Genomic DNA, 12,237 nt, shown 5'->3' with positions numbered 1-12,237 from the left:
ACCCCGGGCGACCTGCCCACCGCTCACCGTGAACCCCGGGCGACCTGCCCACTCCTCCCGGGGCTCACCCCTTGACCGTGAACTCCGCCCGCAACAAAACCTCGTCGCGCGAAGACGGCCCCACCAGCAGCTCGAAGCGCCCCGGCTCCACCACACGCCGCCCCTGCGCGTCCACCAACGTGCAGTCGGCCACAGGCAGTTCGATCACCACCTGGCGTGACTCCCCCGGACCCAGCGGCACTTGCTCGTACGCCTTCAGCTCCTTCTCCGCCCAGGTCACCGAGGTCACCGTGTCGCTCACGTACACCTGAAGGGTCTCCAGCGCGGGCCGGGCACCGGAGTTGGTGAGCGTCACCCGCGCCCGTACGGTCTCGTCCGGTTCGACGACCGCCGTCAGCAGCTCCAGATCGGTGTACGTGACCGTCGTGTAGCTCAGCCCCTCCCCGAACGCGAACGCCGGGCTCTGCGTGAGGTCCGCGTACCGCGTGCCGTGCTGGCCGCGCACCTGGTTGTAGTACGTCGGCTGCTGCCCCGCGTGCCGGGCGAAGGAGAGCGGGAGCCGGCCGGTCGGTTCGATCAGGCCGAGGAGCAGCTCCGCCACCGCCGTACCGCCGAGCATCCCCGGGTTGGCCGCGTACACGATCGCCGCCGCACCGAGCGCGGACGGCGGCAGGACCAGCGGCTTGGAGCTGATGACCACGACGACCAGCGGCTTGCCCGTCGCCGCCAGCGCGTCCAGCAACGCGACCTGGTCGCCGACGAGTTCGAGGGTGGCGGTCGACTTGCCCTCGCCGATCAACTCGATCCGGTCCCCGACGACGGCGACCACGTAGTCGGCGGCCTCGGCGGCGGCCACCGCCTCCGCGACCATCGCCGGATCGGGCGCGGCCGGGACGACGACCTCGGGGCGGGGCTGCCCGTCGGGGAAGAACTCCCCCTCCGGGTCGGGCCCGACGTCCAGGATGCGGGCGCCGGGCGCGTACGAGACGGTCCAGTCGGCGGGCACCTTGTCGCGGAAGCCGTCGAGGACGGTACGGATCAGGGTGCGCGGCTGCCCGTCGGGGAGCCAGTCCGCCTGCCCGGAGGAGCCCGCCCAGTCGCCCAACTGGGTCTGCGCGTCATCGGCGTTGGGCCCGACGACGGCGACGGTCCGGGGCCCGGGCCCCGTGGCCCGTCCTTCCCCCGCCCCCTCCGGACCGCCTGCCAGCGGCAGCGTTCCGTCGTTGGTGAGCAGCACCAGCGAGCGCCGGGCGGCCTCCAGGTTGAGGGCGGCGTGCTCGGCGCTGCCGATGAACGCGGCCTGCCGGGCGGCGTCGGGGTGGCGGGGGTTTTCGAAGAGGCCGAGCTCGAACTTGAGCGTCAGGATGCGGCGTACGGCGGCGTCGATCTCGGCCTCCGTGAGGGTGCCCTCCGCCACCGCCTCCTGGGCGCCCTCGAAGAACTTCGACGTGGTCATCACCATGTCGTTGCCCGCGCGGACCGCCGCCGCCGACGCCTGCGCGTAATCGGCGTAGATCTTCTGCTCCCACACCATGCGGCCGACGTTGTCCCAGTCGGTGACCAGTGTGCCGGTGTAGCCCCACTCGCCGCGCAGCACCTCGCCCAGCAGCCAGTCGTTGACGGTGATCGGCACGCCGTCCATGGACTGGTAGCCGAGCATGAACGTCCGGCACCCCTCCTTGGCGACCCGCTCGAACGGCGGCAGGAACCACGAGCGCAGCTTGCGCCGTGAGATGTCCGCCTCGCTGGCGTCCCGCCCGCCCTGGGTCTCGGAGTACCCGGCGAAGTGCTTGGCGCAGGCCAGGATCGCGGTCGGGTCGCTGAGCCCCTCGCCCTGGTAGCCGCGCACCATCGCGGAGGCCAACTCACCGATGAGGTACGGGTCTTCGCCGAAGGTCTCGCTGACCCGGCCCCAGCGCAGGTCGCGGGTGATGCAGAGGACCGGCGAGAACGTCCAGTGCACGCCGGTCGCCGCGACCTCCACCGCCGTCGCCCGCGCGATCCGCTCCACCAGGTCCGTGTCCCAGGTGGCCGCCATGCCGAGCTGCGTCGGGTAGATCGTGGCGCCCTCCCAGAAGGAGTGGCCGTGGATGCAGTCCTCCGCCACGAGGAGCGGGATGCGCAGCCGGGTCTTCTCGGTGAGGGCGGCGGCCTCCAGCACCCGCTCGGGCGAGGCGTGCAGGATCGACCCCGCGTGCAGGTCCTCCACGAGGTGCCGCACGCCCTCCTTGGCGTTGAGCTGGAGCATCTGGCCGACCTTCTCGGGCAGCGTCATGCGGCCCAGGAGATCGGCGACCCGGTCCGCGACGGGGAGCGCGGGGTCGAGGTACGGCGGCAGGAGGCCCACAGGAGTTCCTTTCACGACGGCACTCCGCAGTACCGTACGCTCAATACCGACCGCTTGGTAAGTATTGGAATGGTAAGTATTCACCCCTGTGAGAATCTGGGCCGGAGCACCGGACCCGGCCAGGAGCGGGAGCAGGACCGGGAGCGGGCTCGGCGGCAACGCGGGGGCGGAACGAGAGAGGCATCCGATGACAGCGGGTGAATGCGCGTGACCTCGGGAACGCGGCGCGGCTACGCCAAGGGCCGGGCCAAGCGGATCGAGATCCTCGACCAGGCGATGGCCCTGTTCGGCGAGGCCGGCTACCGGGGCGCCTCGCTCCGCGTCATCGCCACCCGCTGCGGCATCTCCCACCCGGGCCTCCTGCACCACTTTCCGACGAAGGAGGCCCTGCTCCTCGCGGTGCTCCAGCGCCGCGACGACGTGGACGACGAGTGGCTGGCCCTCGGCGTCACCCGGGGCGTCGACCATCTGCGCCGCCTGGTGGACCTAGCCGAGCTGAACGCGAAACGGCGCGGGATCGTGGAGCTGTTCTCGGTGGTCGCGGCCGAGGCCACCTCCCCCGACCACCCGGCCCACGCCTACTTCGAGGCCCGCTACCGTACGTCGGTCGCCAACACCGAACGCGCCTACGTCCAGGCCCGGGAGGCGGGCGAACTACGCGCCGGCGTCGAACCGGCCGCCGCAGCACAGCAGTTGATCGCCCTGATGGACGGCCTCCAGATCCAGTGGCTGATCAGCGACTGCACGACGGACATGGCGGGCGTCCTACGGGCCCATGTTCAGGCGCAGTTGACCGTACGGTTCTGAGGCCGGGGGCCGACACGGGAAGGCTCCCGCAGGAGGGGCTCACCACGGGAGGGTCCGCTACGGGAGGGGCTCGCCACGGGAGGAGCTCACCACGTCGGCATCTCCTCACAGCAGGTTCAGGCACTCACCCGCTCGACACCGCGCCGGTCCGCGAGCCACGCCATGCCCAGGCAGTACAGCGGGGCGAAGACGAACTCGACGACCATCGCCTGCCAGGGCGCGTCGGCCGCCGTCTCGGTGGAGGCGAGTCCACCGAAGCCGGCCGCGAGGCCGAAGGCGAGCAGGTTGTTGGCGACGTGGAGGGTGATCACCGCCTCCAGGCCCCCGGTGCGGATCACCAGCCAGCCCCACCACAGCGCCGAGTAGAACAGCAGGATGAACCCGGTGAGCTGACCGAAACCGTGGGCCAGGGCGAAGAGGAGCGAGGCGAGTACGACGGCGGGCCACGGCGACCGCACGGTCCGCCCGATCACCTGGACGAGCCAGCCCCGGAAGACGTACTCCTCGGCCGCCGCCTGGAACGGGACCAGCGCGCCGAGCACGGCCAGGCTCACGAGAAAGGCGGTCCAGCCGGGGAAGCCGTCCCCGGCCGGTTCGGCGGACTCCTCGCCCCAGGTCCACGCGATCATGATGCCGAACTGGACGATGATCAGCGGAAAGGCGACAGCGGCACACAGCCCCAGCCACTTCCACCGCAGCCGCCCGACGACCGAGGAGACCGTGCCCGCCGGGCGCCTGCCCAGGTAGCGGGCGCCCCAGAGCACGATGGGTATCCCGATCGCGATGCCGATGAGCTGGTGGGCCATGTCGGCGACGGGGTCCTCGAAGAACACCTCGCTGTCCGCCGCAGTGGGCCCCGCGTCCAGCACCTCCGCGAGGACGGCCCCGATCCCGGAGACGACGAGGATGCCGACGACGACCAGGAGCAGGACGAGCGACAGCTCCCCGAGCCACCCGAACCTGCCGCCCAGCCCGTTGCGCCCCTGCTGGTCGTAGCGGGCCCCGGCCTCGGCCCGTACGGGACCGGGTGGCGGCGGTACGGGTCCGTACGGCGGCACCTGCCAGCCCTGCTGCGGGCCGGGCCCGGGACCTTGCGGCCAGGCGGGCCCGCCGGAGGCGGACGGGGGCTGGGGCGAGGGCGGATCCCAGGGCGAAGGAGGTATGTCAGGTTTCACACCAAGGATCTTGCTGGCGCCCGGCACCCGAGGTCAATGCGCCATCGGCCCGCCGAGCCCGCCACCGTACGCAACCCAACGCGCCAGGCGATCAACACCCTTCCACTGCCGGGAAGTTACTGTGCCAGACTCCTGCGAGGGAAAGGTCCGCACCACCTGCCCAGGGAGTCCGGCATGACCGCAGAGCTGCCCCACCCCCCGACGCCCCGTCCCCCGATCGACACCAGCAGGCCCCACTCGGCGCGGGTCTACGACTGGCTGCTCGGCGGCAAGGACAACTACCCCGTGGACCAGGCGGTGGCCGAACACCTGCCCATCGAGGCGAAGGCCGGCGCCCGCCAGAACCGGGCCTTCATGAACCGCGCGACGGCCTGGCTGGGCGGCGAGGGCGTGACGCAGTTCCTGGACATCGGGACGGGCATCCCCACGGCACCGAACCTGCACCAGATCGCCCAGGAGATCCGTCCCTCCTCCCGGGTCGTGTACTGCGACAACGACCCCATCGTCCTGCGCCACGCGGAGGCCCTGCTGATCAGCCGGCCGGAGGGGGCCACCGACTACGTCCACGCCGACGTACGCGAGCCCGCCACCATCCTCGACGCCGCACGCAAGGTCCTGGACTTCGACCGCCCGGTGGCTCTCTCGCTCCTCGGCCTCCTCCACTTCCTGCCCGACGACGAGGACCCGCGCGCCATCCTCCGTACGCTCATAAGCGCTCTGGCCCCCGGCAGTTACGTCGTCCTCTCGCAGGGCGCCTCCGATGTGAACCCCGAGGGCGGGCAGCAGGGGACCGACGAGTACCAGAAGGGCGGCATCCGGCTGGCGCTGCGGACCCGCGAGGAGTTCGCGCGCTTCTTCGAGGGCCTGGACCTCGTGGAACCGGGTCTGGTGACGGCCCCGGAGTGGTTCCACGGCCCGACGACGCCCGCGCCCGAGGCGAGCGGCCTGTACGTGGCGGTCGCGCGGGTGCCGTAGCGGGATCGGCCCCGGTGGCTCACCCCGCCTCGGCCCGGCCGAGCGACCCGACGAAGCGGTCCAGCCGGGCGACGACCTGCCGCAGCACCTCCACGGACCCCACGGCGTCGCCCGGAAGCTCCAGGCCGTGATCCGCCGAGGGAATCTCCAGGACGTCGTGGCGCAGGGAGGCGGCGACGTCCGCATCCCACAGCTGGTCGGCGGTGCCGCCGACCAGGAGGGTGGGCGCCTGGGCCCGCCGGAGCGCGCGGGCCACATGGCCGAAGGTCAGGAGCGGGGTGAGCCAGGCCGCCGCGATGCCCCGGTCGCCTGCGGTGGCGCAGGCGAGCGAGCCCAGGGACTTGCCGACGACGAGACGGCAGGCGCCCGCCTCGGCATCGATGACCCGGCCCACCTGCCACTCCACCCAGGCGGTCCGCTCGTCGACGCCGAACTCCCGGAAGCCGTCCGGGACCTGCCACCACAACTCCTGGACGGTCCACCCGTGTTGGCGGAGCACGCTGCTCGCACAGTGCAGCAACGGCCGGGCGGGCGAGTACCCGACGCCGGGAACGACGAGTGCGACACGGTCGGGATCACCGTCGAAGCGGGTGGGAACGGCTAAGGGCGAGGAGGCTGCGGCGGCAGAGGAATCAGGCATGGCGGCAGGCTACTGGGGCCCGACCGAAGACGTCCCGGACCGAGCACGCGCCGCCAGACAGCCGCCGAGCGCTCGCGGGCGCCTGCCGAGACCCCTCGGGCGTCCGCCGGGGTCCGGCGGGCATCCGCTGGGCGCCCGCAGGCGTCCGCCGGGGTCCGGCGGGCGTCTGCCGGACCCTGCGCGGGCGTCCGCTGGGCACCCGCGGGGTGTCTGCCGAGCACCCGCGGGCGTCCGCCGGGGTCCTGCGGGCATCCGCCGAGCACCCGCGGGCGTCCACCCAGGCCCTGCGGGCATCCGCCGAAACCCCGCAGGCATCCGCCAAGGCCCCGCAGGCGTCCGCCGAGCGCCCGCGTGAGAACGGCGCGTCAGACCACGGCGAGCCGGTCCACCAGCAGCTCCACCCGCCGCTCGGTGTGCTCGGGCGGCAGCCGTCCCGCCCGGGCCAGGGTGGCAAGCCCGTGCAGGGCCGCCCAGAACATCTCGGTGAACAGCCCCGGGTGGACGCCGTCCCCGGCGACCTCACCGAGGGTCTCCAGCAGGGCGGCGAAAGCATCCTTGAGCGGCGCAGGAGTCTCCTCGGCCGCGAACGCCAGGCCGCCGTCGAGTTGGAACATCGCGTCGTAGACCGCCGGGTTGCGCTCGGCGAAGTCGAGGTAGGTGCGGGCGAGGGCGGTGACCCGGTCGCGGGGGCCGTCCTCGGCGGAGGTCGCGGCCCGCAGCGCCACGGCCATCTCGGCGGCACCCTCAAGGGCGACGGCGCCGATGATCTCGCGCTTGCCACGGAAGTGGCTGTAGAGCACGGGCTGGCTGTACTCGATGCGCTCGGCGAGCCGACGCGTGGTGACCGCGTCCCAGCCTTGCTGCTCGGCGAGTTCACGGGCCGTCGCCACGATGAGGCGCTCACGGCTCTCCCGTTCCCGGGCCTTGCGTTCCTGTACCGACATGACCCGATCCTAGCACCGCTAGACAACAGAGCGGCAGCATGTCTAGCGTTGCCACATCATCTAGCGCCGCTAGATACCGAATCTCGGAAGGGCTCACCATGCTCAACGCACTAGAGGTCTTCACCACCGTGATCGTCGGCCTGATGGTGGGGGTGGAGTTCTCCGTCGCCTTCGTCATCAACCGGATCCTCGACGCACTCCCCGGCAACAACGGCCTGCGCGGCCGCGCCCACGGGGGCCGGATGCTCGGGGCCGTGATGCCGTTCTGGTACATCGGCTCGCTCGTCCTGAGCGCGGTCTGGGCCATAGCCGGATGGAACACCGACGGCGCCGGCCTCGTCGTCATCGCCGCCGCGTTGCTGATCGTGAGCGTGGTCATGTCGATCCTGCTGCTCGTCCCGATCAACAACCGGGGCAAGACGTGGGCCCCCGAGAACGCGCCCGCGGACTGGAAGGAGCAGATGAACCGCTGGGACCGCTACCACTACATCCGCGTCGCCGTCATCATCGCCGCCTTCACCCTGCTGGTCATCGCACGCGGCTGAGGCACGGATGGGGCGCGGCTGAGGCGCGGATGGGGCCCGACCGGGCGGCCCGACCGGCAGCGATCCGGCCGAGCACCTCGCCGCCCCCTCCTCGCGGGCAACCGCGCAGTGGGCCCCCTTCTCTCGCCGCCGTCCGAGGCGATAGACGTCGAACCACTCCCAGACCTGCGCCTCGTGCGAGGGCCGTCGGGAGAGCGCGAGCGCGAGTCATGCGGCCATGACCGGCGGCGGACGCTCCCCCTCCCCCTCACTTCCGCCAGAACAGGTGGTGCGTCACCCCGCTCGGGCTGGGCACGGCCTCCAGGTGGAACCGGTCAAGCAGCTCGTCGGGCGAATCCCAGAGCCGTAGCCCGGTCCCCAGCTTCACCGGCGCGACCACCACGTGCAGCGCGTCGACGAGGTCGGCGTCGAGGAACTCCCGGATGGTGCTGACCCCGCCGCCGAGCCGCACGTCCTTGCCCTGAGCCGCCTCCCAGGCCTGCGCGAGGACCTCGGCCGGGTCGCCGCCGACGAAGTGGAACGTGGTGTCGGAGAGCGTGAACGAGGGGCGCTCGTGGTGGGTCATGACGAACACCGGTGTATGGAACGGAGGCTCCTCACCCCACCAGCCGCGCCACGCGTGGTCGGGCCAGGGCCCACGCTGGGGGCCGAACTTGTTCCGCCCCATGATCTCGGCGCCGATGTTGCGGTCGAAGTCGCGCGTGAAGTAGTCGTCCAGCCCCCGGCTTCCGCCCGCGTCCGTACGCATCGGCCAGCTCGCCGTGGCACCGGCCCACGAGAACAGCTGCTCCGGCTGGACATGGCCGAAGGGCCGCTCCAGGGTCTGATCCTCACCGGCCGCGACCCCGTCACTGGAGACGGTGAAGTTCTGGACTCTCAGCAGTTGAGCCATGTGTTCCTCCTGCGTTGTCGACGACGGTACGAAGACTTGCCGAATCGGGAAAACTCATCGCGCGCACCACACAACGCCAGGACGGCCCGGGCGCAACCGGCCGTAGAAGCGCTGCCGACACCGATGCTGCCAGCCCCCTCTGACAACGCCCTCCGTCCACGCCGCGCGGACGGCCGCCGACCCCGACAACGCCCGCGAAATGCCGAGGTCATGACCACTCACTGCCGCGAGGCGATGAACAGCCACGTGAACGTGGACCGCGCCCAGCACGAAGACACCACCGCCTGCACCGCGCTGTTCTGCGCCGTCGGCCTCAAGACCGGGGCACCGGCGGCGGGCGAGCCCGACGGCTCCACCGAATCAGCTCCGCCCACCGCGAAGCACCGACCGGTCAGACGGGATCGGTGAAGGAGACCGGCTTGCCGGTGGCGCGGGCGTACGCGATCTCCCTGCTCGTGGACTCACCGACGTACCCGCCGGGGTTGACCACCAGAACCCGGTCGGCCAGGTCGATCTTCCGCAGATGGAGCGCGTCCAGCGCGGCCTTCTGCTCTCCGGTGATCCTTTCGCCCGTTTCGCGGTCCCCGGGGTGGGCGAAGACGCCTGGTGCGACGACGATGACACCCGCGAAGGTCAGGTCACGGTTGGCCGCGAGCATCTCTGCCGCGAACCGGGTGGAACCGCAGATGCACACAATCTCAGGCCGGTCGGGCACGGCTCAGTCCTTCGGGTCGAACGGCATAACCATCAGTGCGCGCAGGGAGATTACAGACAGCTCCATGTCGTCCGTCCAGCGCACCCCAGGGAGCCGCGGCCGAGACCTCCAGCAACCCGCCCTAGCAACCACTCCCCTCCGTATCAGATGCGGCTCCGCCCGCCGCGACGGCCGCGAACCGCTCCCGCCACGGCGGAGGCTCGGGAGCTGCCTCGGCCCGGGCCTGCGCGTCGGCCCAGAAGGCGCGTTGCTCCTCCCGGTAGCAGGGCCCACAGGTCGTGGCCCACGGGACATGGGGCCGGAACATGTGCTCCTCGCCCGGCCCCGCGCAGACGATCAGGGCCGGTGGCGGCGGGGGCGGCTCCGGCGCAGGCACGCTCTCGGGGGCGGCGGGCAGCTTCTCCCGTAGCCGGTGCGCCAGGAACCCCACCGCCGTCCGCACCCCCTCCGACGGCAGCCCGCTGCACAGGACCCGCCGCAGATCCGCAGCGGTGACGCCGCGCCGCAGCCACTCGGCGGCGAGCCCGGCGAGGGCACGGGCCTCACGCACGCCGAGATGGAGTTGGCGCTGCTCGTGGCGGAGAGACAGCAACACACGCTCGGCGACGGCCACTTCAGCCCCACCGGAGGACTCTTCGAAGGGTCCACCTGAGGAATCTTCGGCGGGTCCATCGTGGGGCTTTTCGGCCGACTCATCGGCGAGCTTCTCGTCGGGCTTCTCAGCGGGCTTCTCGGAGACCTCCCCCAGGCCCTCCGGCTGGTCCGCACCCGCTTCGGTGGGTGGGTTGGATTCATTCTTCCCCAGTTCTTCGCCTGCGGGTAATTGACCACCGACCCCCCGAGCACCCGGAACACCGACCGTCGGAAAACGCACACTCGGAGCGGAGGCCGTGCTTACCAGCTCGTACCCGTCGGCCGGAACCCCGGCCCGCATCCGCGCGGCCTGGTCCTCCGTCAGCGGGAAGTTGGAGAAGACCTGCACGGTCCGCCACCGCCCACCGGCGGCGGCCTCCCGCTTCTCGTGGAGGTAGCCGTTCACCAGCAACTCGGCCTTGGCCTTCTGGTACCGCCGCCCGGAGATGTGGAGGGCACGGGCGTGCTCACTGAGGGCCTTGTCGCGATCGCCTTCTGGCAGCCCTTGCACGTAGATGACCAGAATCTTCGCGTCACTGCCGAGGCGCGATTGGCGTACAAGTCCGTTGGGGACCTTCGTATAGCCCCGAGGGGGCGGGATAACATGCGACAGCATCGCGGGTGGACCTCTCTGGTGTATCCACTGGTGGTGAAGGTCCCCGGGCCGGTGCTCGAACACCGCCGGGGGCCGCTCCATATGCGCACGCGTCATCCGCATGCACGCACAGAACGTGATGACGCGATCACGGTACCGCAACCTGAGGACTCAGGTCCGCTTCCAGTTGCATCCTCGCCCGCCTGGCAGATCTCCAGAAGGCCCTGGATACGGGAGACTTCTCCGACTTCGACGTCAAGCCGCTCCAGGGACACCACGCCCGATGGCGTCTCGGCGTGGGCAGCTACCGAGCCGTGTACACCATCGAGGACGGCCGGCCCATCGTCTGGGTGCTGACCGTCGACCATCGGCGCGAGATCTACCGCAACCTCTGAACACACCTACCCACGCCGTTCACTCCTTCACCGCGCGCCCCGCCCGCAGCCACGCCATTTCGTGCAGCAGCGCCGCATCCACGAACGGGTCCTCCACCGTGGGCCGCGACCGCCAGTCCAGCGGCCAGGTCACCTCGTCCAACGCGGGCACCCCCACGAAGGCGTCGCCTCGCGCGCTCCGGCTCATCGCCTCCACCCCGGGCGGCCACCGGTGCCCGAGCGGACGATGGGCCCGGCGTGGAAATCGGTGCACTGCATGACCTCGTACGCGATTTCCTCACCCAGCATGCCGATGGCCCGTACGGCGTCGAAGTGGATGCCCACGTGACGGAGGGCGTGACCGGAGGCGGGGATCCAGGACGGCACCGAATCCAGTGAATTTCCCAGTTCCATACGCTCAGCTTTGCGGCGGACACGTACCGCGACCAGGGTCACAAGCAGGTTATGAACAGTGATGTACGGACGAGGTGACCCGTGCACTCCAGTGATCAGGCCGAGGCCGCCGCCGAGATGTTCGGCCTGCTACTCAGGCACTTCCGCGAGCGGGCCGGCCCGTCGCAGGAGCAGTTGGGCAAGCGGATCGACTACTCCAAGTCCCAAGTGGCGATGGTGGAACGGGGCGCGCGACCGCCGAAGGGCGTCTTCGTGCAGCGGGCGGATGAGGTGCTGGGTGCACAAGGTGCACTGATCTTCGCGGCACCGAAGCCGCCGAAGCATACGAAACAGCGCAGCCCGCTGCCGGACTGGTTCACGCCGTTCGCGGAAGAGGAGGAGGGGCGTGGGCTCGGCATGCGTACGAGAACCACGTCATCCCCGGCCTGCTCCAGACGGAGGCGTACGCACGGGCGGTCTTCACGAGCCGGTACCCGACCTATGACGAGGACAACATCGAGGCGAAGGTCGCCGCGCGGCTCGAACGGCAGAAGCTGCTGTCCCGCAGGCCGCTGCCCGACATCAGCTTCGTCCTGGAGACGATCGTGCTCACCCGGCCGATCGGCGGCCGCCGGGTGATGAAGGCCCAGCTCCACCACCTCGCCGACGTGGCGCGGCTCCGGCATGTACGCATCCAGCTGATGGACCCGTACCGCGAGGATCACGCGGCGCTGGACGGGCCCTTCGTCCTGCTGGAGACCGACAAGCGCCAGCAGCTCGCCTATATCGAGGGGCAGGGCGGCAGCTTCTTCGTCACCGAACATCCGCAGCTGAGCAACCTGTTCGGCAAGTATGGCGTCACGCGGGCCCAGGCATACACTCCGGAGAGGACGCTGGAAACGATCGAGAAGATGGCAGCGGAACTATGAGCACTGGCCTCCACTGGTTCAAGTCCAGCTACAGCGGCAGCGAGGGCGGCAACTGCATCGAGGTCGCGCTCACCTGGTCCAAATCCTCCTACAGCGGCAGCCAGGGCGGCGACTGCATCGAGGTCGCCACCTGCCCCCACACCATCCACGTCCGCGACTCCAAGGACCTCACCGTCCCCGCGCTCGCCGTCTCCCCCGAGTCCTGGACGTCGTTCGTGGAGTTCGCCGCCTCCTAGAGAGGTACGAAGAGGAACCACCGCGCCCGCGCACCAC

At 70.8% G+C, this 12,237-nt stretch carries 13 protein-coding genes and 2 pseudogenes; 7 read left to right on the top strand and 8 right to left on the bottom strand.

Annotated elements, in window-relative coordinates; genetic code table 11:
* Positions 1–64: 64 nt before the first annotated feature.
* On the bottom strand, positions 65–2,347 hold the full coding sequence (locus tag GTY67_RS19840) for a glycoside hydrolase family 3 N-terminal domain-containing protein (protein ID WP_161280186.1): 2,283 nt from the start codon (positions 2,345–2,347) through the stop codon (positions 65–67).
* 207 nt (positions 2,348–2,554) lie between these two features.
* Between GTY67_RS19840 and GTY67_RS19835 the strand changes: the two genes are divergently transcribed.
* Positions 2,555–3,154 carry a TetR/AcrR family transcriptional regulator gene (locus tag GTY67_RS19835; protein WP_161279540.1) on the top strand — a complete coding sequence of 200 codons (600 nt, stop codon included), beginning with the start codon at positions 2,555–2,557 and terminating at the stop codon, positions 3,152–3,154.
* Between the two features lie 116 nt (positions 3,155–3,270).
* Here the strand turns inward: GTY67_RS19835 and GTY67_RS19830 are convergent, their stop codons facing one another.
* Positions 3,271–4,212, bottom strand: coding sequence for a type II CAAX endopeptidase family protein (locus tag GTY67_RS19830; RefSeq protein ID WP_161280185.1), 942 nt, complete (start codon positions 4,210–4,212; stop codon positions 3,271–3,273).
* A gap of 291 nt (positions 4,213–4,503) precedes the next feature.
* On the opposite strand from GTY67_RS19830, the gene GTY67_RS19825 reads away from it, so the two are divergent.
* Positions 4,504–5,304: an SAM-dependent methyltransferase gene (locus GTY67_RS19825; RefSeq protein WP_161279539.1), complete on the top strand. Its 801-nt coding sequence runs from the start codon at positions 4,504–4,506 to the stop codon at positions 5,302–5,304.
* Positions 5,305–5,323: 19 nt separating this feature from the next.
* Here GTY67_RS19825 and GTY67_RS19820 read toward each other — a convergent pair whose 3' ends face one another.
* Positions 5,324–5,944 (bottom strand): alpha/beta hydrolase, encoded by a 621-nt coding sequence (locus GTY67_RS19820; protein WP_161279538.1) that lies wholly within the window; start codon positions 5,942–5,944, stop codon positions 5,324–5,326.
* Positions 5,945–6,309: 365 nt separating this feature from the next.
* A complete protein-coding gene (locus GTY67_RS19815; RefSeq protein ID WP_161279537.1) occupies positions 6,310–6,888 on the bottom strand; it encodes a TetR/AcrR family transcriptional regulator in 579 nt (192 codons plus the stop codon).
* Positions 6,889–6,986: 98 nt separating this feature from the next.
* On the opposite strand from GTY67_RS19815, the gene GTY67_RS19810 reads away from it, so the two are divergent.
* On the top strand, positions 6,987–7,433 hold the full coding sequence (locus tag GTY67_RS19810) for a DUF1772 domain-containing protein (RefSeq protein WP_161279536.1): 447 nt from the start codon (positions 6,987–6,989) through the stop codon (positions 7,431–7,433).
* 247 nt (positions 7,434–7,680) lie between these two features.
* Here the strand turns inward: GTY67_RS19810 and GTY67_RS19805 are convergent, their stop codons facing one another.
* The gene (locus GTY67_RS19805; protein WP_161279535.1) at positions 7,681–8,325 is read right to left on the bottom strand and encodes a dihydrofolate reductase family protein; all 645 of its coding nucleotides are present in this window, start codon (positions 8,323–8,325) and stop codon (positions 7,681–7,683) included.
* 210 nt (positions 8,326–8,535) lie between these two features.
* Here GTY67_RS19805 and GTY67_RS19800 point away from each other — a divergent pair, with 210 nt between their 5' ends.
* Complete coding sequence (locus GTY67_RS19800; RefSeq protein WP_161279534.1) at positions 8,536–8,733, top strand: hypothetical protein; 198 nt, start codon at positions 8,536–8,538, stop codon at positions 8,731–8,733.
* On the opposite strand, the gene GTY67_RS19795 is transcribed toward GTY67_RS19800, so the two are convergent.
* Both GTY67_RS19795 and GTY67_RS19790 read right to left on the bottom strand, forming a co-directional pair.
* Complete coding sequence (locus tag GTY67_RS19795; protein WP_161279533.1) at positions 8,717–9,040, bottom strand: hypothetical protein; 324 nt, start codon at positions 9,038–9,040, stop codon at positions 8,717–8,719. The two genes, GTY67_RS19800 and GTY67_RS19795, sit on opposite strands and share 17 nt — an antisense overlap.
* A gap of 121 nt (positions 9,041–9,161) precedes the next feature.
* A complete protein-coding gene (locus GTY67_RS19790) occupies positions 9,162–10,289 on the bottom strand; it encodes a hypothetical protein (RefSeq protein WP_161279532.1) in 1,128 nt (375 codons plus the stop codon).
* Between the two features lie 275 nt (positions 10,290–10,564).
* Between GTY67_RS19790 and GTY67_RS35565 the strand changes: the two genes are divergently transcribed.
* Positions 10,565–10,663 carry a type II toxin-antitoxin system RelE/ParE family toxin gene (locus GTY67_RS35565; RefSeq protein WP_256063279.1) on the top strand — a complete coding sequence of 33 codons (99 nt, stop codon included), beginning with the start codon at positions 10,565–10,567 and terminating at the stop codon, positions 10,661–10,663.
* Between the two features lie 19 nt (positions 10,664–10,682).
* Here the strand turns inward: GTY67_RS35565 and GTY67_RS19780 are convergent.
* Positions 10,683–11,056, bottom strand: a pseudogene (locus tag GTY67_RS19780) (hypothetical protein).
* 81 nt (positions 11,057–11,137) lie between these two features.
* Between GTY67_RS19780 and GTY67_RS19775 the strand changes: the two are divergent.
* Together GTY67_RS19775 and GTY67_RS19770 are read left to right on the top strand one after the other, a co-directional pair.
* A pseudogene (locus tag GTY67_RS19775) lies at positions 11,138–11,964 on the top strand (helix-turn-helix transcriptional regulator).
* Positions 11,961–12,200, top strand: coding sequence for a DUF397 domain-containing protein (locus GTY67_RS19770; RefSeq protein ID WP_161279531.1), 240 nt, complete (start codon positions 11,961–11,963; stop codon positions 12,198–12,200). The pseudogene GTY67_RS19775 and the gene GTY67_RS19770 overlap by 4 nt, the downstream one beginning before the upstream one ends.
* Positions 12,201–12,237 lie beyond the last annotated feature (37 nt).

The sequence above is a fragment of the Streptomyces sp. SID8374 genome, assembly GCF_009865135.1.
GTDB lineage: Bacteria > Actinomycetota > Actinomycetes > Streptomycetales > Streptomycetaceae > Streptomyces.
This window is presented reverse-complemented; position numbering and strand designations above follow the sequence as displayed.